Annotated in this window: 24 protein-coding genes and 2 riboswitches; of the genes, 18 read left to right on the forward strand and 6 right to left on the reverse strand. The window is 45.5% G+C overall.

What is annotated here, in order from left to right:
* The first annotated feature begins 33 nt into the window (after nucleotides 1-33).
* From LJF29_RS08350 to LJF29_RS08365, 4 genes are read left to right on the forward strand one after another with little or no spacing between them, the layout of a single operon-like run.
* Nucleotides 34-969 carry a S66 peptidase family protein gene (locus tag LJF29_RS08350; protein WP_229147998.1) on the forward strand — a complete coding sequence of 312 codons (936 nt, stop codon included), beginning with the start codon at nucleotides 34-36 and terminating at the stop codon, nucleotides 967-969.
* 2 nt (nucleotides 970-971) lie between these two features.
* Nucleotides 972-2,072 (forward strand): dipeptide epimerase, encoded by a 1,101-nt coding sequence (gene ykfB, locus LJF29_RS08355; RefSeq protein WP_229148000.1) that lies wholly within the window; start codon nucleotides 972-974, stop codon nucleotides 2,070-2,072.
* Nucleotides 2,069-2,959, forward strand: a complete 891-nt coding sequence (locus LJF29_RS08360) for a C40 family peptidase (RefSeq protein WP_229148002.1) — start codon at nucleotides 2,069-2,071, stop codon at nucleotides 2,957-2,959. The genes ykfB and LJF29_RS08360 overlap by 4 nt, the downstream gene beginning before the upstream one ends.
* A 12-nt stretch (nucleotides 2,960-2,971) precedes the next feature.
* Nucleotides 2,972-3,955: an ABC transporter ATP-binding protein gene (locus LJF29_RS08365; RefSeq protein WP_229148003.1), complete on the forward strand. Its 984-nt coding sequence runs from the start codon at nucleotides 2,972-2,974 to the stop codon at nucleotides 3,953-3,955.
* 38 nt (nucleotides 3,956-3,993) lie between these two features.
* Here LJF29_RS08365 and LJF29_RS08370 read toward each other — a convergent pair whose 3' ends face one another.
* Together LJF29_RS08370 and LJF29_RS08375 are read right to left on the reverse strand one after the other, a co-directional pair.
* Nucleotides 3,994-5,043, reverse strand: coding sequence for a lactonase family protein (locus LJF29_RS08370; protein WP_229148005.1), 1,050 nt, complete (start codon nucleotides 5,041-5,043; stop codon nucleotides 3,994-3,996).
* Between the two features lie 89 nt (nucleotides 5,044-5,132).
* Nucleotides 5,133-5,993, reverse strand: a complete 861-nt coding sequence (locus LJF29_RS08375) for a dimethylarginine dimethylaminohydrolase family protein (RefSeq protein ID WP_010333944.1) — start codon at nucleotides 5,991-5,993, stop codon at nucleotides 5,133-5,135.
* Nucleotides 5,994-6,179: 186 nt separating this feature from the next.
* Here LJF29_RS08375 and LJF29_RS08380 point away from each other — a divergent pair, with 186 nt between their 5' ends.
* Both LJF29_RS08380 and hmpA read left to right on the forward strand, forming a co-directional pair.
* Nucleotides 6,180-6,698, forward strand: coding sequence for an acyl-CoA thioesterase (locus tag LJF29_RS08380; RefSeq protein WP_010333945.1), 519 nt, complete (start codon nucleotides 6,180-6,182; stop codon nucleotides 6,696-6,698).
* 253 nt (nucleotides 6,699-6,951) lie between these two features.
* Entirely contained in the window at nucleotides 6,952-8,154 is a 1,203-nt protein-coding gene (gene hmpA / locus LJF29_RS08385) for an NO-inducible flavohemoprotein (RefSeq protein WP_229148006.1), read from the forward strand.
* Between the two features lie 76 nt (nucleotides 8,155-8,230).
* On the opposite strand, the gene LJF29_RS08390 is transcribed toward hmpA, so the two are convergent.
* Nucleotides 8,231-8,455 (reverse strand): hypothetical protein, encoded by a 225-nt coding sequence (locus tag LJF29_RS08390; protein WP_229148007.1) that lies wholly within the window; start codon nucleotides 8,453-8,455, stop codon nucleotides 8,231-8,233.
* A 158-nt stretch (nucleotides 8,456-8,613) separates the two neighbouring features.
* Between LJF29_RS08390 and LJF29_RS08395 the strand changes: the two genes are divergently transcribed.
* From LJF29_RS08395 to LJF29_RS08435, 9 genes are all read left to right on the forward strand, one after another.
* Nucleotides 8,614-9,345, forward strand: a complete 732-nt coding sequence (locus LJF29_RS08395; RefSeq protein ID WP_229148008.1) for a DUF421 domain-containing protein — start codon at nucleotides 8,614-8,616, stop codon at nucleotides 9,343-9,345.
* Between the two features lie 110 nt (nucleotides 9,346-9,455).
* On the forward strand, nucleotides 9,456-9,983 hold the full coding sequence (locus LJF29_RS08400; RefSeq protein ID WP_229148009.1) for a DinB family protein: 528 nt from the start codon (nucleotides 9,456-9,458) through the stop codon (nucleotides 9,981-9,983).
* Complete coding sequence (locus LJF29_RS08405; RefSeq protein ID WP_229148011.1) at nucleotides 9,973-10,488, forward strand: GNAT family N-acetyltransferase; 516 nt, start codon at nucleotides 9,973-9,975, stop codon at nucleotides 10,486-10,488. The genes LJF29_RS08400 and LJF29_RS08405 overlap by 11 nt, the downstream gene beginning before the upstream one ends.
* A gap of 32 nt (nucleotides 10,489-10,520) precedes the next feature.
* A riboswitch (guanidine-I (ykkC/yxkD leader) is annotated at nucleotides 10,521-10,633 on the forward strand.
* A gap of 73 nt (nucleotides 10,634-10,706) precedes the next feature.
* Complete coding sequence (locus LJF29_RS08410) at nucleotides 10,707-11,045, forward strand: DMT family transporter (protein ID WP_229148014.1); 339 nt, start codon at nucleotides 10,707-10,709, stop codon at nucleotides 11,043-11,045.
* Nucleotides 11,045-11,362 (forward strand): DMT family transporter, encoded by a 318-nt coding sequence (locus tag LJF29_RS08415; protein ID WP_229148015.1) that lies wholly within the window; start codon nucleotides 11,045-11,047, stop codon nucleotides 11,360-11,362. Before LJF29_RS08410 ends, LJF29_RS08415 begins: the two co-directional genes overlap by 1 nt.
* Before the next feature lie 70 nt (nucleotides 11,363-11,432).
* On the forward strand, nucleotides 11,433-12,335 hold the full coding sequence (gene purU / locus LJF29_RS08420; protein WP_168747561.1) for a formyltetrahydrofolate deformylase: 903 nt from the start codon (nucleotides 11,433-11,435) through the stop codon (nucleotides 12,333-12,335).
* 361 nt (nucleotides 12,336-12,696) lie between these two features.
* On the forward strand, nucleotides 12,697-13,794 hold the full coding sequence (gene proB / locus LJF29_RS08425) for a glutamate 5-kinase (protein ID WP_229148016.1): 1,098 nt from the start codon (nucleotides 12,697-12,699) through the stop codon (nucleotides 13,792-13,794).
* Between the two features lie 11 nt (nucleotides 13,795-13,805).
* Nucleotides 13,806-15,053 carry a glutamate-5-semialdehyde dehydrogenase gene (gene proA / locus LJF29_RS08430; protein ID WP_229148017.1) on the forward strand — a complete coding sequence of 416 codons (1,248 nt, stop codon included), beginning with the start codon at nucleotides 13,806-13,808 and terminating at the stop codon, nucleotides 15,051-15,053.
* 129 nt (nucleotides 15,054-15,182) lie between these two features.
* Nucleotides 15,183-15,608: an organic hydroperoxide resistance protein gene (locus LJF29_RS08435; RefSeq protein ID WP_010333956.1), complete on the forward strand. Its 426-nt coding sequence runs from the start codon at nucleotides 15,183-15,185 to the stop codon at nucleotides 15,606-15,608.
* Between the two features lie 29 nt (nucleotides 15,609-15,637).
* On the opposite strand, the gene LJF29_RS08440 is transcribed toward LJF29_RS08435, so the two are convergent.
* Entirely contained in the window at nucleotides 15,638-16,081 is a 444-nt protein-coding gene (locus LJF29_RS08440) for a MarR family winged helix-turn-helix transcriptional regulator (RefSeq protein WP_010333957.1), read from the reverse strand.
* Between the two features lie 141 nt (nucleotides 16,082-16,222).
* Here LJF29_RS08440 and LJF29_RS08445 point away from each other — a divergent pair, with 141 nt between their 5' ends.
* Entirely contained in the window at nucleotides 16,223-16,633 is a 411-nt protein-coding gene (locus tag LJF29_RS08445) for an organic hydroperoxide resistance protein (protein ID WP_229148018.1), read from the forward strand.
* 122 nt (nucleotides 16,634-16,755) lie between these two features.
* Complete coding sequence (locus LJF29_RS08450) at nucleotides 16,756-17,859, forward strand: glycosyltransferase family 2 protein (protein WP_229148019.1); 1,104 nt, start codon at nucleotides 16,756-16,758, stop codon at nucleotides 17,857-17,859.
* A 4-nt stretch (nucleotides 17,860-17,863) separates the two neighbouring features.
* Here the strand turns inward: LJF29_RS08450 and LJF29_RS08455 are convergent, their stop codons facing one another.
* Nucleotides 17,864-18,334 carry a nucleoside deaminase gene (locus LJF29_RS08455; protein ID WP_229148020.1) on the reverse strand — a complete coding sequence of 157 codons (471 nt, stop codon included), beginning with the start codon at nucleotides 18,332-18,334 and terminating at the stop codon, nucleotides 17,864-17,866.
* A gap of 130 nt (nucleotides 18,335-18,464) precedes the next feature.
* Between LJF29_RS08455 and LJF29_RS08460 the strand changes: the two genes are divergently transcribed.
* On the forward strand, nucleotides 18,465-19,091 hold the full coding sequence (locus tag LJF29_RS08460) for a histidine phosphatase family protein (RefSeq protein WP_229148021.1): 627 nt from the start codon (nucleotides 18,465-18,467) through the stop codon (nucleotides 19,089-19,091).
* Between the two features lie 36 nt (nucleotides 19,092-19,127).
* Here the strand turns inward: LJF29_RS08460 and metE are convergent, their stop codons facing one another.
* The gene (metE, locus tag LJF29_RS08465) at nucleotides 19,128-21,416 is read right to left on the reverse strand and encodes a 5-methyltetrahydropteroyltriglutamate--homocysteine S-methyltransferase (RefSeq protein WP_229148022.1); all 2,289 of its coding nucleotides are present in this window, start codon (nucleotides 21,414-21,416) and stop codon (nucleotides 19,128-19,130) included.
* A gap of 128 nt (nucleotides 21,417-21,544) precedes the next feature.
* A riboswitch (SAM riboswitch) is annotated at nucleotides 21,545-21,700 on the reverse strand.
* Nucleotides 21,701-21,824: the final 124 nt, after the last annotated feature.

The following is a 21,824-nucleotide window of genomic DNA, read 5'->3' on the forward strand; positions in this document are numbered from 1 at the left end:
GGGTGCAGAGCAAATGAAGGGAGCTGATCGGAGTTGAATCACAAGCCGAACGCACTGAAAAAAGGCGATACAGTCGGTGTCATCGCACCTGCAAGCCCGCCTGATCCGAAAAAGCTTGAAACGGCGCTTTTGTTTTTAGAGGAGCTCGGCCTTCAGGTAAAGCTGGGCAAGGCGCTAAAAAACCAGCACGGCTATTTAGCGGGACAGGATGATGAGCGGCTGGCTGATCTGCACGAGATGTTCAAAGACCAGGAGGTGAAAGCGGTGCTGTGCGCATGCGGAGGCTTTGGCACGGGACGGATCGCCTCAAGCATTGATTACAGCTTGCTCCGCAAACATCCTAAAATCTTTTGGGGATACAGTGATATTACGTTCTTACATACAGCCATCCATCAAAACACAGGCCTCGTCACTTTTCACGGCCCGATGCTCAGCTCAGATATAGGCCTTGAAGACGTTCATCCCCTGACAAAAGCGTCGTATCAGCAGCTGTTTCAAGAGACGGCATTCACCTATACAGAAAAACTTTCACCGCTGACGGTGCTTGTTCCGGGAAAAGCGGAAGGGGCGCTTGTCGGCGGCAATCTTTCCTTGCTGTCATCTACACTCGGCACGCCGTTTGAGATTGATACGAGGGGAAAGCTCCTGTTTATTGAAGATATTGACGAGGAGCCTTATCAAATTGACCGGATGCTGAATCAGCTAAAAATGGCAGGGAAGCTGTCGGACGCAGCCGGCATTCTTGTTTGTGATTTTCATAACTGTATCCCGGTGAAACGGGAGAAATCTTTGACACTTGAGCAGGTGCTCGAAGATTATATTGTGTCCTCCGGAAGGCCTGCTCTTAGAGGGTTTAAGATTGGCCACTGTTCGCCGAGTATTGCCGTTCCGGTCGGTGTGCACGCCGCCATGGATACAGCAAAAAGAACGGTCGTCATTGAGGCGGGCGTTTCTGGAGGGGCGCATTGAGTATGAAAATAATAAAAATAGACACAAAACGGGTCGCCGTGCCGCTGACAAAGCCGTTTAAAACGGCGCTTCGCACAGTGTATACAGCTGAATCTGTGATCGTAACGATCACTTATGACAATGGCGCAATCGGATGGGGAGAAGCGCCACCGACGATTGTGATTACCGGAGACAGCATGGACAGTATCGAAAGTGCGATACACAACGTCTTAAAGCCGGCACTGCTTGGAAGAAGCCTGTCCGGCTGCGAGGCCATTCTGCATGACATCCAGCATCTTCTGGCAGGAAATCAAAGCGCAAAAGCAGCTGTGGAAATGGCTGTGTACGACGGCTGGGCGCAGATGGGCGGGCAGCCGCTTTACCAAATGCTCGGCGGATATCGAAGCACGCTTGAAACGGACTTCACCGTCAGTGTGAACCCGCCTGAAGAGATGGCGGCGGATGCTGAGCGTTTTCTTAAACAAGGCTTTCAAACGTTAAAAATAAAGGTTGGCAGAGATGACATTGAGACAGATATCGCCCGTATTCAAGAAATCAGAAAACGTGTCGGGCCTGGGGCGAGGCTTCGTTTGGATGCCAATCAGGGATGGGTGCCGAAAGAAGCGGTAACGGCTATTCGGAAAATGGAGGATGCCGGCCTGGACATTGAGCTTGTCGAACAGCCTGTCCATAAGGATGATCTTGCCGGGCTCAAGAAAGTGACGGATGCAACGGACACGCCAATCATGGCTGATGAAAGTGTATTTACTCCGCGACAGGCATTCGAAGTCCTTCAAACCCGCAGCGCCGACCTGATCAATATTAAATTGATGAAGGCAGGAGGAATCAGCGGAGCAGAGAAAATCAATGCCATGGCAGAGATTTGCGGGGTGGAGTGCATGGTCGGCAGCATGATCGAAACAAAGCTCGGCATTACAGCTGCGGCGCATTTCGCGGCAAGCAAAAAAAACGTTACGCGCTTTGACTTCGATGCTCCGCTCATGCTGAAAACGGATTTGATCAAGGGCGGAATTGTATACAGCGGCAGCACGATTACAATGCCAGACAAACCGGGTCTTGGCATTACAGGAGTTGTGCTTCAGAAAGGAGAAACGGAGACATGAACCATACTGTTATATCAGCAGTTGCCAACATATGGACGGCGCCTGATTCACCTCGTCCATTTGATCACACAATGCTCGATCCAACCGTGTCGATCAGAGAATGGCTCAAGAGCATGACCTATGATCAGCGGCTTGGGTTATGTAAAGATAATGTGATCCAAACGCAGGTTCTCTTTGGCGAGGAGGTGCTGGTCACGAAGGAACAGGATGAATGGGTGTCTGTCGTTGTGCCCGGCCAGTCATCCCGCAAGGATAAACGCGGATATCCGGGCTGGATGAAAAAGAACCAGCTGATAAGCACAAATCTCACACAATCGAATCACACCGTGTCGATCAGCAAACCAACAGCTTTTTTGTATGGGGATACCCGAGAAAAGGAAATTGAACTGAGCTTCTTAACTGCTCTGCCTCTGATTGGTGAAGAGGACGGCTTTTTCAAAGTAGCGACTCCTTTTGGAGATAGGCTTCTGAGACAAACTGATGCGGAGCCTTTTCAGCATAAGAAAGGAACAGCCGAAGACATCATTCAGACAGGGGCATGTTTTCTCGGACTTCCTTATTTATGGGGAGGTATAAGCGGATTTGGATTTGACTGCTCTGGTTTTATGTACAGCTTATTTAAAGCCAATGGGTACAGTATTCCCCGTGATGCGGGAGACCAGGCGAAAACAGGGAAGGAAGTGCCGCTTCACGACATCGGTGCCGGTGATCTGCTATTTTTTGCATATGAAGAAGGAAAAGGAGCAATTCATCACGTGGGTCTGTCCATAGGAGACGGAAAAATGCTTCATTCTCCTAAGACAGGGAAATCGATCGAAATCATCACGCTGAAAAATACAGAATATGAAAAAGAGCTTTGTGCGGCACGCCGCTGTTTTTCAGAATGAGGAGGGAGACACATGACACCACTGCTAGAGGTCAGTCAGCTGAAAATGCATTTTGACGCAGGGAAAAAACGAACAGTCAAAGCGGTTGACGGGGTAACCTTCCAGGTTCATGAGGGGGAGACGTTCGGGCTTGTCGGGGAATCCGGCTGTGGGAAATCAACCTTGGGAAGAGTGCTGATGCGTCTATACCATCCCACAGAAGGAAGCGTCAAATACCGCGGAACCAATCTTCACGCCCTCAGTGAGAAAGAGCAGTTTGCCTATAACCGCAAACTGCAGATGATTTTTCAGGACCCTTATGCATCACTCAATCCGAGGATGACAGTTCGAGAAATCATTCTAGAGCCGATGGAAATTCACAATCTTTACAATACTCATAAAGCGCGGCTCCTTGTTGTGGACGAGCTGCTTGAGGCAGTAGGGCTTCACCCGGATTTCGGCAGCCGTTACCCACATGAATTCAGCGGAGGCCAAAGGCAGAGGATCGGGATTGCCAGAGCGCTGTCATTGAATCCGGAGTTCATCGTAGCGGACGAGCCGATTTCTGCGCTTGATGTGTCGGTTCAGGCGCAAGTGGTCAACCTGCTGAAGCGGCTTCAAAAAGAAAAAGGGCTCACGTTTCTGTTTATTGCCCATGATTTATCAATGGTAAAGCATATCAGCGACAGGATCGGCGTTATGTACTTAGGCCACATGATGGAAATTACAGATAGCGGCACAATGTATCGTGAACCGCTGCACCCGTATACGAAGGCGCTGCTGTCTTCGATTCCGATTCCGGACCCTGAGTTAGAGGACAAGCGTGAGCGCATTATTTTAAAAGGGGAGCTGCCGAGTCCGGTTCATCCGCCGAGCGGCTGTGTGTTTCGGACGCGCTGCCCGGAGGCGATGCCTGAATGCGGGGAATCACGCCCTTTGCTTCAAGAAATCGAAGCCGGCCGTTTCGTTGCCTGCCATTTATATCGAAATACTGAAACGAAAGAAAAGGTGAGATAAATAAAAAGCTGGCTCCGTTGTTAGGAGCCAGCTTTCTTTTATGATTGCTGTAAAAATTTCACGCATACCGGATAAGGGACAGAAACGGTTGAAGGAAGCAGTGTCAGCCGGCCTGTCTCTGTGTCTCTTTCAAACAATACGAGATTGCCTGTTTCTTCGTTTGAAGCGACAAGGAAGGACTCCGTTGGATCCAGCACAAAGTCACGAGGCCAGTTTCCTTCAGTCGACACTCTTTCCACAAATGCCAGCTCGCCTGAATATTGATTCACTTCAAACACAGCGATACTGTCATGCCCGCGGTTTGCTACGTAAACAAAACGGCCGTCCTGAGTGACATGTATGGCGCTTCCCTGGCTGTTATCTGTGAAATCATCAGGAATGGCAGAGACGACTTGAAGTTCTCTGAATTCGCCGGCTGTCGGATTGTATTCAAGCGCAATTACTTCATTGCTTAATTCTGTCATGACATAAGCGTACTTTTCTTTTGGGTGAAAAGCGATATGACGAGGGCCTGCACCTGGAGCGAAGGAATGACTACCAGATTCCTTCAATTCACCGTCTTTTAGTTGATAGGTGTACAGCTTATCTGTCCCTAAGTCAACCGCTACAACATAATTATGTTCAGGTGTAAAGCCCGCATAGTGTGTATGCGGCTTTTCCTGTCTTTCATGCGGACCCTTTCCTGTATGGGCGGCTTCTGAAGCGGGGGACTGCAAACCTCCGTCTTTTTGAACCGGAAAAGCGTGTACCTTCCCGCTGTGATAGTTGGCTGTCAATACGTATTGCTGATGATCATCGACGCTTACATGACATGGCGATGGGCCATCGATTAACTGATGATTCAGAAATGTTAATTCGCCGCTGTTTTTATCGATTTGATAGGCAGCAACACCGCCTATTCCGTCTGCTTTTTCAATTGAATAAAGAATCGTGTTGTCTTTATTCGGCGTCACATATGTGGGGTTTCCCAGCTTTGCAGCAAGCTTTGGCTCGCTGAGTGTTTTTTTGTCAGTATCCAGCTCAAATGAATAAATGCCTTCACTTCCGCCTTTTGTATATGTTCCGACATATCCTATGTACTTTGTCATGCGATTTCCCCCTTAAAAATGATGTCATCTCTATATTAACGTATCTTACTGAAATACGCTGTTTAAAACATGAAAAAGGGGAATATTCTTCATTCGCCTCGAATGAGCGGCATCGTACAGCATCTGAAGGCACCGCCTGATTTGATAATTTCTGACAAGTCAATTTCGATGATGTGATAGCCTCTTTTGGATAATTCACGATTGACATGACGATTGCCCGGCAGGCTGATGATAGTCTTTCTGCCGATAGACAGGACATTGGTGCCAAGTGTAAATTGTTCGTTTTCCGGTACCTCAATGAGATTGTAACGGTCTGCCAGCATATCCACTTCCTGCTGCGGAAGTGCTTCAGGGTAGATTAACGCTTCGCTTTCAGAAATGATATTAAATACGCAGTCCAAATGCAGAAATTTTTCATGGAGCGGAACTGGGATAATGGTGTATTCAGGAAGCTCTTCTTGCAGCTGGCCGACCGCTGAGATGTCCGTCCGCTGGCTGATTCCGACATAAACGGTATCACCATCTATGACGACGTCACCGCCTTCAATGCTAGTATCGAGCATCCGGGTATAAGGAATCCCTTGATTGTGGAAAAATTCTTTTATCACAGCTTCTTCCCCTTGGCGAATGGGCTCAGTCATGCTGGAAAGAAAGGCTTTTTCCCCGATGACAAAACCGATATCCCGGGTAAATACCTGCTCAGGCAGTCCGTGTTGAACAGGCAAAAGGATGACCTCAATACTGTGTGACCTGAGCTCTTCTACTAAGCGGCTGTGCTGCTCTTTGGCGGTTTTGACCTGAATATTGTCATCTTCAAACTGTTTTTGGGTTTCATTAATTACGTCCTTAATTGTCATATGCTCGGGTTTGCATAAAATAACTTTCTTCAAGGTGCCATATTCTGTTTGGCATACGGTTTTGTGCTGATGTTTTGGTACGGATACATCCATTTGTTTCTCCTCCTGACCGTTTGAAATACGTATATTATTCCCTCATCATCCTGATCATTAAACATTCCAGAAAGAAAACCTCACAGACAAACCATTTTAAATTTTAGACAAATGGATGAGAATATTGTTTAATAGGAGAATATGAGTGCATTTACTAATCGATCAGACATCAAAGGGGAGAAAGGTATGGAAGCACAGGAAACAAAATTTTGTAAAGAGTCAAAGGTTGTAAAAACCAGCAGGGTATTCCCTCTTGATACAAACAATCATAATACGCTGTTTGGCGGAAAACTGATGAGTTATATCGATGATATTGCGTCTATTTCCGCAGCGCGCCATTGCAGACGTGATACGGTAACGGCTTCGATGGACTCTGTCGATTTTCTGAAACCGATCGGGCAAAGGGAGTCTGTCTGCTTGGAATCTTATGTGACGTGGGTGGGCACATCTTCCATGGAGGTGTTTGTGAAAGTCATCAAAGAGCATCTGATGACTGGTGAAAGGGAACTCGCCGCGACATCCTTTTTGACCTTTGTCGCATTAGACTCCAACGGCAAGCCGGTGCCTGTGCCGAGAGTTGTACCGGAGACAGAAGAGGAAATCATGCTGCATAACACAGCGGTTCAGCGTGCAAGTGAACGGAAAAACCGAAAAAAACACAGTCAAGCGCTGGCAAATGCGCTTGGAACAGACAAGCCTTGGTAAACATGAAACCCAAAACAAATTTGTTTTGGGTTTTTTTGTACCTTCGGATTATTTCGCTGCTGATGCTGATAAACCACAAAGATTAGTCCGTTTTTGCTAGGGAATTCTATACAAAAGCAACAATTGTCACGTTAAATTGATAATTTTGTGGCAACTTTTTTAAAGATTCATTTTAAATATATCTTTTAAGGGCGGGATCATGTATTTTAAAGGTATATTTAAAATACATCTTTTTGGGAAGGGTTGTTAAACGATGTTAGATAATAGAACAATCGAAATCATAAAAAGTACTGTGCCAGTATTACAGCAGCACGGTGAATCCATTACAGGACGTTTTTACGACCTCATGTTCCAAGATCATCCTGAGCTTTTAAACATTTTTAATCAAACAAACCAAAAGAAAAAAACACAGCGTACTGCCCTGGCGAATGCTGTTATTGCAGCTGCCGCCAATATTGACCGGCTTGGCCATATCATTCCGGTCATCAAGCAAATCGGCCATAAACACCGCAGTATCGGCATTGAGCCTGAACATTATCCGATTGTCGGCAAATATTTGCTGATTGCCATTAAAGATGTTTTGGGAGATGCAGCGGCTCCTGACATAATGCAGGCGTGGGAGAAAGCGTATGGGGTAATAGCTGACGCATTTATCAGAATTGAAAAAGAAATGTATGAGCAGGCAGAACACCAAACCGGCGGATGGAAGGAGTATAAGCCTTTCGTCATAGCGAAAAAAGTGCGTGAAAGCAAAGAAATTACATCCTTCTATTTGAAACCGGAAGACGGCAAGCCGTTATGTGAATTTCAAGCAGGGCAGTATATCAGCATCAAAGTCCGGATTCCTGATTCTGAATATACGCATATCCGTCAATACAGCCTGTCCGATATGCCGGGAAAAGATTATTATCGAATTTCAGTTAAGAAAGACGGTGTGGTGTCTTCTTATTTACACAATAAGCTGCATGAGGGGGATTCATTAGAAATCAGCGCACCGGCAGGGGATTTTGTTTTAGATTTCTCATCCCGTAAAGATCTCGTTCTGCTTAGTGCCGGAGTTGGCATTACGCCGATGATTAGCATGCTGAAAACGTCTGTTTCCAAACAGCCTGAGCGGCAGATTGTGTTTATCCATGCTGCGAAAAATAGTGAATACCACGCGCTACGCGATGAAGCAGAAGAGGCAGCAGAACATTCTTCTGTTAAAACGGCATTTGTGTATCGCGAGCCAACAGAAAAAGACCGAGCAGGTAACATTCAATTTCATGAAGGGCAGATTGATCAGCAGTACCTCAAAGCTCTGATTGCCAATACAGATGCGGATTATTATATTTGCGGTTCACCTTCATTTATCACTCACATGCATAAGCTTGTATCGGAACTCGGATCAGCGCCAGAGTCTATCCATTACGAACTGTTCGGTCCTCAATTAAGTATGGCGAAGTCTATTTCTTAACTACACGCGGTTCTTCTCAAATATTGGGAAGAGCTCTTTTTAGGATAATAGAAGGAAGGCGGACGAGCGCCTTCTTCTACATCCGTACAATGACTGATCCGCCTCCGCTGGTGCAAACGCGATTTTGCTGCTCTTGAATCGTTCTCAGCAATTCATTGTTCACCTCGATGGCTCTGATCAATTGTTCCATTTTAAGCTCTAAACCGGCCAGCCTGTCAGCTGTATGGTATGGCTGATAGGCTGCGGATTTTGGCTGTATGCTTTCATAGTGCCAATTGGCACTCTTATGCTGATGTTTCATGCTGTCCCTCCAATCAACATGGCTTTCTACTATGTTATGTGCCTGCATTCTGCACGTTCGCCTATTTAGATGCTGGATGAAGAGGTAAGATATGCATAGCGTTACAGTCCCAGGGAACAATATCTTCATTATGGCTAGTGGATGGAGGGCAATGATCAGTGTTATGGATGGTATGGGCATTTTTACTCAAGCCTGTTATCGTGTTTTCGATTGCTTATATTTTGTTTCGGCTTGCTGGTAAAAAAGCCGTGTCACAAATGAACAATTTTGATTTGCTTTTAACCTTCGCAATCGGAACCATTATCAGTGAGCCGATCCTCACATCCAAACTGCCGATGTCTATTTATTACGCGTGCTCCTTTTTATTGCTTTATCTTCTGATGAGCAAGCTTGCTCTTTCTAATAAGTGGAGGTGGCTGCTGGTGGTCAGTCCGACAGTGTTAATCCGAAACGGGGATATCGATGAGCGTGGACTCAAAAAAGAGAGGCTGACCGTCAATGAGCTGCTCGGAAAACTGAGAGAAAAGGGCTATGCTGATCCGGCTGATATTGATCTTGCCATCATTGAAGAAACGGGAGAAGTAAGCGTGATCCCGACAGAAGAAGCGAGAGCAGTGCAGATGCGGGATTTGAATATGGAGGCTGAGCGGAACTTTATCCCGATTCCCCTCATATTGGACGGTGAGATCCTTGATCACAATTTGAAGTACCTTCAAAAAAACCGAAGCTGGCTGTATGAAAAGCTTGAGGAAAAAGGGCACAGCCCAAAACAGCTGTCTTTGGTCACGCTCGGCACGTTAAATGACCGCGGTGACATCTCACTCGATTTGAATACATCCAACGATTCGCACCATGATCCGTATTTATACAAGCCTGGAAATAACAATTAATTTGCTGCCGACATTCTTTGGCGCTTTTTTTATAGATTAGATGTGACTTCTGCAAAGGAAATGTTCCCCCTTACGTCAAAATGTACACATAGGTAAGGAGGGAATGGAACATGAGGGACTTATTCATTAGAAAAGACATGGCGCCGACAGTCAGTCTGCTGTATTCCGCAGTGGAAGAAAACAGACTCCGTCTGGCATCCATTGTTAGCCGCATGACTCACAGAGAACTATATTATAAGGGGTGCTGTCAAACAAAAAACAGCACGGCACAGCTGCTGCAACATATCGCAAATGTTGATATCAGATGGGTGTGGCGCATAAAGGAGAATCGGGTCCCTGAACATATTGAAGACATTTACGGCCCGATGACAGATGAAAGCGGACGATTGCCTGAACCAAAAAATCAGCCGGGATTAGAAGAGCTTTTGACAAGGCACCAACATGTCGTAAACGAGCTGAAATCGGTATGTAAGACCTTGACCGAGAACGATTTGCATCAAACGCTTTCTTACGAGGGTGACAAGGCAACAGTAAGATGGGGCATCTGGCATATGGCGGATCATAATCGCTATCATCAAGCCCATATTGAAGCCCTCAAAAAAGAATGGAAGCAGGATATAATCAAAAATGCGCGCTGAAACGAAGCTTGAGACCGAACGGATTCGTTTACGCTGTATGGAGGACAGGGATCAAGAAGCTTTACTTGAGCTTTTCAGCGACCCTGAAGTGATGAAGTATTATTCCGGTTTAAAAGATAAACAGGAAACCCGCGAGTGGATCGCTTGGAACAAAAGAAATGAAAAAGGGTATCGGGTCAGTCTCTGGATCGCCGAGGACAAACAGTCGGGGGATTTTTTAGGCCAATGCGGAATCGTGCCTCAGCAAACTGAAAATGAAACGGCGATGGAAATCGGCTATATGTTTGCACGCCGGCACTGGGGAAACGGCTATGCGCAAGAAGCGGCCAAAGCCTGCCTGGACTATGGCTTCAATCATCGGCAGTACGGCAAAATTGCGGCTTTGATTGACCCGGATAACAAAGCGTCTATACGGGTGGCGGAGAAAATCGGCATGCTTTACAGCCGGACGATCAGAAAATGGAATAAACCGATCGCTGTGTATGAAAGAAAATCTTACAATTGAAGACAGCATCAAGGTGTAGTATCATAAGACCAGATAAAGTTTTCTAGGGTTCCGCATGTTAATTGACATGGACTGGTCCGAGAGAAAACACATAGGCGCATCATAACAGCGCATATGCACACGGAGGGAAAAAAGCCCGGGAGAGTCAAGCTCATTAGAGTCGACTGTCCGGGGTTTTTTTGTTTTCGGACAATATAGAAAGAAAGGAATGATGTGATATGAAATGGGGATTGGTTGTGCTGGCCGCCGTGTTTGAGGTTGTTTGGGTTGTGGGCTTAAAGCATGCTGACTCACTCTTAACATGGAGCGGCACTGCCGTCGGTATCATAGTTAGCTTTTATTTATTAATGAAGGCGACAAGCAGCCTGCCGGTCGGTACTGTATACGCCGTCTTTACAGGTCTTGGCACAGCAGGAACGGTGATGAGTGAAATGTTTCTGTTTCACGAACCGGTCGGATGGCCGAAGCTTGTGTTAATCGGTGTGCTCTTAATCGGTGTGATCGGATTGAAACTTGTGACACAGGATGAGGCTGATGAAAAAGGAGGCGAGGCATAATGCTTCATTGGATCAGTTTATTAGGCGCGGGCTTTTTGGAAATGGCAGGCGTCGCACTTATGAATCAATTTGCGAAAGAAAAAAGCTTGAAATGGGTGGTGCTGATCATTATCGGTTTTGCCGCCTCATTTTCCTTATTATCGTTTGCTATGGAAACCATTCCGATGGGCACCGCTTACGCCGTTTGGACAGGCATCGGCACCGCGGGCGGGGCGCTTATCGGCATTCTCTTTTACAATGAGCAGAAAGACGCCAAACGGATCTTCTTTATCGCTTTAATCTTGTGCTCGGCCGTCGGTTTAAAAATTCTGTCATAAATTGATTTTTATCAAATCTTCAGTATAATGGATAATTAGTCTAGACTTACAAAGATAAGAGGGATTATTCATGAAATCATATATGACCCAGCGGTTAAATGAATACCGTGACGGAAATGAAGATAAAGGGCGCCTCTTGGTCAGCTGTCCCGATCAGCCGGGAATTGTTGCTGCGGTTTCTGCGTTTTTATTGGAACATGGCGCCAATATTATTGAATCCAATCAATACACGACAGATCCTGAAGGCGGGCGTTTTTTCCTGAGAATTGACTTCGATTGCAAGGGCATTCAGGAGAAAAAAGAAAAACTCCAGGACGCGTTTTCGTCTATTGCGGATACATTCGACATGACGTGGAGCTTAACGATGGCCAGCGAGCTGAAGCGTGTCGCTATTTTTGTATCAAAGGAGCTTCACTGTCTGCATGAGCTTATTTGGGAATGGCAAACAGGCAATCTTATGGCGGAAATCGCGGTTGTCATCAGCAACCATGAAGATGCGAGAGACCTTGTTGAACCGCTGAATATTCCATTCCACTATTTAAAAGCGAACAAAGATATCAGAGCGGAAGTGGAGAAACAGCAGCTTGAACTGCTGGAGCAATATGATATTGATGTGATCGTTCTTGCTCGCTACATGCAGATCTTAACGCCTGATTTTGTGTCAGCTCACCCGAATCGAATCATTAATATCCACCATTCCTTCCTTCCTGCTTTTATCGGTGCCAATCCGTATAAACGGGCTTATGAGCGGGGGGTCAAATTGATTGGCGCAACTTCTCACTATGTCACAAATGACCTTGATGAAGGGCCGATCATTGAACAGGACATTGAGCGTGTTGACCACCGCGACAATGCCGACGCGCTGAAAAATATCGGCAGAACGATCGAACGCAGCGTTCTTGCCCGCGCTGTGAAATGGCACTTAGAAGACCGTGTCATCGTTCACGAAAATAAAACAATTGTCTTTAACTAGACTGCCAGACGCCCGCGTAATGCGGGTTTTTTTGATGTGTAAAAAACCTTGACAAGAAGCCTTTTTCTTTGCATAATATAAAAAAATCATTGAGCGTTGAAGAGGATTAGTAAGCAGATCTTTCTGTGACAGAGAGCAAAATGAGTGGCTGAAACATTTTGCCGCATGAAACCTGCCGAACCTGCCTTGGAGTCTTAGGGGGAAAACCTAGGCGCATAACCTGGCGTTACAGGGAAGCGGAACGTGCTGAAGTGCGTTCAAACAAGGTGGTACCACGGAAACCCATTTCGTCCTTATCAATAAGGATGAAATGGGTTTTTTTATTGTAAGTTGGCTGGCGAAAAGCCGCGGAGGAGAATAAATGAAAAAACAAAGAATAGTAGTGAAGATAGGAAGCAGTTCGCTTACAAATAGCAACGGAAGCATTGATGAGGTAAAAATCAGAGAACACGTTCAGGCAATTTCTCTTTTGAAAAAAGCGGGGCATGAACTGATTTTGATTACCTCGGGAGCAGTAGCGGCGGGGTTCTCCAGTCTCGGTTATCCGTCCCGTCCCGTCACCATCAAGGGAAAACAGGCGGCAGCCGCGGTCGGACAAACACTGTTAATGCAGCAATACATGAATCAATTTAAACAATACTCACTTACCCCGGGACAAATCCTTTTGACGAGAAATGATTTTTCGAAAAGAGAGCGGTATCGAAACGCGTATGCAACGATAATGGAGTTACTGGAGCGCGGCGTCATTCCGATTATCAATGAAAATGACTCTACATCTGTTGAAGAATTGACATTCGGGGATAATGACATGCTTTCTGCGTTGGTCAGCGGTTTGATTCATGCGGACCAGCTCATGATTCTCACTGACATTAACGGGCTGTATAATGCCAATCCGAATGAAAATCCTGATGCGAAGCGATTTGATTACCTGCCTGAGATCACCCCTGAATTGCTGGGATACGCGGGTTCAGCTGGATCAAAGGTCGGCACGGGCGGTATGAAATCAAAGCTGCTGGCCGCACAAACCGCACTGTCTCTTGGGGTCAAAGTATTCATCGGAACAGGCAGCGGTGAACAAAAGCTGGCGGATATTCTAGACGGCAGGGGAGATGGGACTTATATCGGCGACAAGGAGCTATCCTCAGTCAACAATACGAGACAATGGATTCAATTCCACTCGCCAATATCAGGAGAAATTGTCATTGACGCGGGTGCCCAAGAGGCGATGGTTTATAACGGAAGCAGTCTTTTACCGGCTGGTGTAGTGGGCGTGAACGGAAGCTTTCCAAAAGGGGCTGTCGTGGAAGTCCGTGGACCGGGCGGTGTGATCGGCAAAGGCCAGACCCATTATTCATCTGAGGAAATTATGGAGGCAAAAGGCAAACGAAGCAATGAGCTTGATTTTGACAAAACGTTTGAGGTCATTCACAGGAATGACTGGGTCAACTTAAAAGACTAGGGGGCGGAAAAATGAGTGAAGTTTCTGTAAAAGCGAAGCTGGCGAAAGAAGCAGCAGCTGAAATGATGATGAAAACAACGGCTGAAAAGAATGAGGCGCTCAGTCTCATTGCAAACGGACTCCGAAAAGAATTGGATTTTCTCTTATCGGAAAATGCAAAAGACATAAAGAACGGAAAAGCAAATGGGTTAACACCTGATGTCATTGACCGTCTCACGCTGGATGAGAAACGCATACGCGACATCGCGGACGCGGTAGAGCTATTGATTGATCTGGCTGACCCAGTCGGCGAATCTCTTGAAACAATTGAAAAAGAGAACGGCCTGTTTATTGAAAAAATCCGTGTGCCGCTCGGAGTTGCCGGAATGATTTATGAGGCGAGGCCAAACGTCACAGTTGATGCAGCTACCCTTTGCCTGAAAACAGGGAATGCGGTCGTCCTGCGGGGGAGCTCCTCAGCCATTCACAGCAACAAAGCACTTGTCAGTGTTATTCACAGAGCGCTTGAGAAGTCAGTGCTTCCCATCAACGCTGTGCAGCTGATTGAGGATACGAGCAGAGAGACAGCAAAAGAACTTTTTACGTTAAATGACGGCTTGGATGTATTGATTCCGCGCGGTGGCAAAAAACTGATCGATCTCGTTGTTAGAGAATCAACAGTCCCAGTATTAGAAACCGGAGCCGGCAACTGTCATATTTTCATAGATGAAACGGCAAATCTGGAAATGGCAGAAAGGATCGTTGTAAACGCCAAAACGCAGCGCCCTTCCGTTTGCAACGCAATTGAATCACTGCTGATCCACAAAGCGTGGGCAGAGCAGCACGGAAAAGAATTGCTGACGCAGCTGGAAAAAGCGGGAGTCGAAATCCGCGGTGATGAATTCGTATGTGGACTTCATTCTTCAAGCAAACAGGCGTCAGAAGAAGATTGGGGAACGGAATACTTAGGGCCTGTCATCAGTGTAAAGACGGTTGAAAGTGTACAGGAAGCTGTACAGCATATCCAGAAATACGGCACTAATCATTCTGAAGCCATTTTAACTGAAAACGATAAGCATGCAGCTTACTTTCAAACAGCTGTCGATGCCGCCGCGGTTTATCATAACGCGTCGACCCGTTTTACCGATGGCTTTGAATTTGGCTACGGAGCAGAAATCGGCATCAGTACACAAAAGCTTCATGCAAGAGGACCGATGGGTCTTCCTGCATTAACTTCTACAAAATATATCATTAAAGGAACAGGACAAATTCGCGAATAGCGGGGCACTGTTCGATAAAAAAGCTTATCTCGTAACGGGATAAGCTTTTTTTTTTCGCTAAAAAATTGACACAATAAATTAGATTGTGTAAAATTCAATTGTATAAAATATATTTAGGGGGACACAAAAATGAGTCAGCCATTATTTACAGCGTCTGTTTCAGCGGTAGGAGGAAGAGAAGGAAAGGTGATTTCATCAGACCGCGTTCTCGAGCTCGATGTCGCAATGCCGGGAACACCGAGAGCAAAGAAATTAGAAAAAGCGACAAATCCGGAGCAGCTGTTTGCGGCAGGTTACGCAGCTTGCTTTGACAGTGCACTTCAGCTTGTAGCAAGAACAGAACGAGTAAAAGTGGAGACAGAGGTTACGGCGCATGTCAGCCTGCTAAAGGATGAAGCAGATCAAGGCTACAAACTGGGTGTGACGCTGCAGGTGAAAGGAAAAGGTGTCAGCGCATCAGAATTACAGGCACTTGTCCAAAAAGCACACGGTGTCTGCCCTTATTCAAAAGCAACCTCCGGCAATATCGATGTCACATTGGAAGTCGCTGAATAAAAAATGAGGATGCCTCACATAGGGCATCCTCATTTTTTTTGGTGCAGCGTTTCAAGCAATGTATATAGAGCCGATTTTAAGTGTTTCAATTCCTCGCCTGACTGGCCTGAGAGTGCCAGAATCGTTCCCGGAATATCAGCCGCTTTTTCTTTTAATAACGTTCCGTTCTCTGTCAGGCTGATCATCACCAACCGCTCATCCTCTTCAGATCTTTTTCTGGTAATCAAGTCCTGCTGCTCCATCCGTTTCAGCATCGGTGTCAGCGTTCCGGAATCCAAATACAGAAGCTCGCCCATTTTTTTGACGGAAAGTGTTTCGTGTTCCCACAATAAAAGCAAAGCCAAATATTGAGGGTATGTCACATTCAGCTTTTCAAGCAGCGGCTTGTACTGCTTTGTCATTTCCCGCGAACTCGCATAAAGCAAAAAACAAAGCTGATTCTCTAATTTCATATGATCAAATCCATTTTCCATCTGTGTTCACCAACTCTTTCTGACATTACATACTATTGTAGCTGAAAAACACCACTTTTCCTATTCTCGGCAAACAAAACATGTTTAAAAAGATGTGTATGGGAAATATAACAACTAAAGACAAATAAGGAGGCTGAAAAAATGGCATTATTTACAGCAAAAGCCACTGCTCGCGGTGGACGTTCAGGACATATTCAATCAGATGACGGGGTTCTCGATTTTGACATTGTCATGCCCAATGCAAAAAAAGAAGGACAAACCGGTACAAACCCGGAACAGCTCTTTGCCGCAGGCTATGCAGCATGCTTTGGCGGCGCGCTTGAACACGTGGCCAAAGAACAAAATATTGACATTGATTCAGAAATAGAAGGCCAGGTCAGCCTCATGAAGGATGAGAAAGACGGCGGCTTTAAAATCGGAGTCACACTAGTCGTCAATACAAAGGGATTGGATCGGGATCAGGCCCAAGAGCTTGTCGAGGCTGCTCATGAATTCTGTCCTTATTCTAAAGCAACAAGAGGAAATGTTGATGTGAAATTGGAATTAAAATAATTTGCGGCATCCTGAGAGTTCTCAGGATGTTTTTTTGCGGATAATAACGGATTGGTTATGATCTTTTCGAAGTGTGAATACATGTAGTATAGGTGGATTCAGACTAGAGAAAAGGTGAGCAAATGAAAAGACCGAAGCTGTCAGTTTGTATGATTGTTAAAAATGAAGAACGTCATATTGTCCGCTGTTTAGAAAGCGTGCAGCATATAGCTGATGAAATCATTGTCGTTGATACCGGATCAAACGACCAAACAGAAGAAATTTGCAGAAGTTTTCATGCTCAAGTCTATCATCATCAATGGACACAGGATTATTCGCAGGCAAGAAACATCAGTTTACAGCATGCCAAGGGTGAGTGGATTTTGATTTTGGATGCAGATGAAGAGTTAGACTTGGATACGGGAAGCTTGTTGCGTTCACTGCTGAATGACTGCAGGCAGTCCCTTGGTTACGTAAAGGTTATAAACTATACGGGAAAGCAATGGGATGAAAACGAAGCATTTGAACAAATGCAGATCAGGCTGATACGGAATCAGCGGAAGATAACTTTTAAGGGAAGAATTTGCGAAAAGCCCGTGGGTGAGGAGGCAAGCGGCGCTTTCTCTCTCCCTTGTGTTATTCACCATTACGGCTATCTGGAGCAGGAGGCAAAGTGCAAGCATAAACACAATGTAAGCATATTGAATACAGAATTATTGTCGTCATATGCCGACCCGCTTCTCATTTATCAAAAAGCAGCTGAGTACGACAGAGGCGGCGAACCGAGCAAAGCCATCCGCCTGGCAATGAATTTCATAAATGAATGTAACAGCAAAAAACAAATTCCTCCAGCGATTATATATTATATCAAGTTTAAACTCCTCATTGATACTGAACGGTATGAAGAAGCTGAACGGGATATTGATGAAGCGCTGCGGCATTATCCGGATTACAGCACCCTTTACTACTACAAAGGGATAATGATGTATCAGCTTAAAAAAGTCAGAGAAGCCATTACAGCATTTGAATCCTGTCTGCAAACGCAAGGTGAAAACCATCAGTACGTACAGGTAAAAGGAGCCGCTGATTTTCGATCCCTTTGCTGGCTGGGCGTCTGTCACGCTGAATTGAATCAACATATGACAGCAGTTTTATATTTGCAAAAAGCGCTGAAAGCAAACCCGAGGTGTACTCAGGCACAGCAACTGCTCAGCGAATTAACAAAGGATCAGGCCGTACATGCCTGATCCTTTAATATTCTTTTTTATGGTCAACATCCTGCCATGCTTGGAACGGAGACAAATGCTCCGCAAGAGTCACGTGATAAAAGGGGATCGTTCTCTCTTCAGCAGGTTTATCAATTTCTTCATAAATAAATGAATCATCAAATCCTGCTTCAGCAGCATCTGTATGCTCAGCAGCAAAGTAAACGGCTTTCGGCCGTGCCCAGTAGATGGCGCCTAAGCACATGGGGCATGGCTCGCAGCTCGTATACAACATGCAGTCATCCAGCTGGTATGTCCCAAGTGCTTTACAGGCGTTTCGAATAGCAGTCACTTCCGCGTGGGCAGTCGGATCATTGCTTGTAGTGACGTTGTTCTGTCCCTCAGCTATAATAATTCCATCCTTCACGATAACGGCTCCAAAAGGCCCGCCGATTCCAGCTTTCACTCCTTTACGTGCAAGCTCGACAGCCCGCTTTAAAAACGCTTCATGATTCATCCCAAACCCTCCCAGTCGATCGAATGATATAAGTATAGCCGAAAAGAAGTGCAAAAAACATTCTCAAAAAAATGAAAAATAAACAAAATATTTGGGGGATTTGCTAAGATGAAAAAAGGGAGGGGAGCATATGCTGCATTTGTATATTGCCAGGCATGGACAGACGCATTGGAACGTAGACAAAAGGATGCAGGGCTGGCTGGATTCTAGTCTAACAGAACTTGGACTGTACAACGCCCGTGCTCTTGGAAAACGGCTGAAGGATATTGAATTCAATCAGGTTTACATCAGCCCGAGCAAGCGGACAGAAGAGACGGCAAAAGCTATATTGGGATCGCGCCGCCTGCCGCTGGTGAAAGATCGTATATTCAGAGAGATGTCACTGGGGCCTTGGGAAGGGAAAAAACAAGAGGATATTGAAAGAGACGAACCTGATCTTTTTCATGCTTATTTTCAGAATCCTGAAGCATATTGCCAGCCGGGATGTGAAAGTTTTTTTGACCTTGAAAGCCGGGTAAGACTGGCTCTCCAATCGATTTTAAACAGCCATTCTTCCGGGAATGTTCTTCTGGTTACCCATTCTGTCTTTATATTGATGCTGTTAAATATCATAAAGGGAAGAGGCATTCATGACATATGGAACTCCTCTTACATACATGATACGTCTTTGAGCCTTGTGGCATTTGATAAAAACGGAACAGCCGATATTTTAAAAGAAGGGGATGGAGAGCATCGAAAACCGATTTCCGTTTTCTAAAAGAAAAACCATCTGCATCTGCAGATGGTTTTCATATTAAACAAGCTGTGTCTGCTTGGCTCTTGCCTGTTTTGCCGCTTCAACCATATTTTTTAAGGCTGCGACTGTTTCTTCCTGCTGTCTTGTTTTTAAACCGCAGTCAGGATTTACCCAAAAACGGTCAGTCGGACATACGGCAAGCGCATCAACGATAATGTTGTACATTTCTTCAGTTGACGGGACACGGGGACTGTGAATGTCATAAACACCAAGACCGAGTCCTTTCAAATACGGATGCTCTTTTAAGTAATCCAAAAATCCTCCGTGGCTTCTGCTGTGCTCGATCGTAATAACATCCGCGTCAAGATCATTAATCGTATCGACGATGTCTTCAAAGTTGCTGTAGCACATATGCGTATGAATTTGCGTCTCGTTTTTCACGGAAGAAGTGGTTAATCTGAATGCTTCTGCCGCCCAAGTCAAATATTCATCCCAATCGTGGGTTTTTAACGGAAGGCCTTCGCGCAGGGCTGGCTCATCGACTTGAATGATTTGAATGCCTGCGTCTTCAAGCGCTTTTACTTCTTTGCGAAGGGCGAGCCCGATTTGGAACGCGATTTCTTTTCTCGAGATATCGTTCCGAGGGAAAGACCAATTTAAAATCGTAACAGGCCCTGTCAGCATTCCTTTTACATGCTTGGATGTTAACGATTGAGCGTATACAGTATCTTTTACTGTCATCGGTTCAATAAACTCTACATCTCCATAAATCACTGGCGGGCGGACACAGCGTGAGCCGTATGATTGAACCCAAGCGTATTTTGTGAAGGCAAAGCCGGCCAGCTTTTCACCAAAGTATTCAACCATGTCTGTCCGTTCGAATTCACCGTGAACAAGAACGTCAAGATCCAATTCTTCCTGAATATCAATCCATCTTTTCGTCTCCGCATTGATAAAGTTTTGGTATTGTTCATCAGACCACTCGTTTTTCCGCCATTTTTGGCGTGCGCTCCGCACTTCAGCAGACTGCGGGAAACTTCCGATCGTAGTCGTCGGCAAAAGCGGGAGGCCGAGAGATTCATTTTGCAGGGATAAACGTTCTTCAAACGGAATCGGGCGCTTGAAGTCTTTATCGCTTAACTGCTCCAGCTCTTTCTTTTGTTCAGAATTGGCGCCTGTTGCAAATTGTTTAAGCACTAAAATATCAGCTTTCGCCTGCTGAATTTGCTCACTGATGGCGGCTTTGCCTGATACTAAGCCTTCTTTTAAAGCTGTCAGCTCTGCCAGTTTTTCTTTTGCGTAGGACAATCCGTTCAGCAGATCCTGTTCCAAATGCTCATCTGGGTGTTTCGCTACCGGAACATGAAGCAGGCTGCTGGAAGGCTGAATCCATAGTTCATCAACCTGTGCGAGGCTGAGGATATGAAGCACGGCATCGAGGCGTTCTTCAAGATCCGCTTTCCAAATGTTGCGGCCGTCTATAACGCCGGCTGCCAGCACTTTATCTTTCGGAAAGCCGTGTGCCTTAAGCTGTTCCAGGTTTCTGCCTTTATCATGAACGAAATCAAGCCCGATGCCCTGTACAGGATAAGAAACGAGCTCTTCATAAGCATCAACAGAATCGAAATACGTTTGCAAGAGCACATTCAAGGAAGAAAGCTCATTTGTGATGCTCTCGAATAACTCTTTTACGCCGCGTACATCCTCTGCTGAAGCGGTGACAAGCGCAGGTTCATCAATTTGCACCCATTTTACGCCTTCTTCTTCAAGCTCTTTTAAAAGCTGAACATATAAAGGAACGAGGCGCTTTTGAATTGCTTTAGCTTCAGATGGCTCGTAGCCTTTTGAAAGCGTGACGAACGTATAAGGGCCGACGATAACAGGTTTTGTTTCAACGCCGTACTCCTGTTTGATTCGGCGGTAATCTTCAAGCTGTTTGTTTCTTGTGAGGCGGAACTCTAAGCTCTCGTCATATTCAGGCACGATGTAATGGTAATTTGTATTAAACCATTTTGTCATTTCACTTGATACGGCGTCTTTTATTCCGCGGGCGATGGCGAAGTATGTATCTGTACGGTCAGTCAGGTGTCTGAAGCGTTGCGGGATCCAGTTGAAGCTGACCGCCGTGTCAAGAACGTGATCATACTGTGTGAAATCAGAAACAGGCACAACATCAATCTGCTGGTCAATTTGCGTTTTCACTGCGGATAAGAATAATTCATCGATTTGCTTCAAAAACGTATCTTTATCGCTGTTTCCTTTCCAATACGCTTCAAGCGATTTTTTCCATTCTCTGTTCAGTCCGATTCTTGGGAATCCTAAATTCGATGTTTTGATTGTTGTCATTGTTTCTCCTCCTTTATATGTAAAACACTCTTGTTGACCCGCGGATACAGGCTATTAAGAGGTTTTCTCACAACTAAAAAGCCTCTTTCCCATGAGAGAAAGAGGCTTTTTTACAAAACATATAGCCTCTCTCATCTCTCAGAAACAATCTGATGGAATTAGCACCGTGCCTTAAGAGATATAAATCTCGGCGCGAAAATCAGTGCGCCCCATTTCACAATGGAATTACGGTCGGTTGCTGTTGGGGTCAAAAGGCCAATCCCTCGCCCAACTCTCGATAAGAGAAAATGTTATTAATTTTTTGAAAAGTTGAATCATTTGTTGGTAATCTTAACAGCAAGTCAAATTCATTGTCAACAGAGATTTTAAATTTTATTTTACAAATTACGGGATATATTATATGAGAAA

Origin of the sequence: Bacillus sp. LBG-1-113 (assembly GCF_020708615.1) — a bacterium.
GTDB lineage: Bacteria > Bacillota > Bacilli > Bacillales > Bacillaceae > Bacillus > Bacillus mojavensis.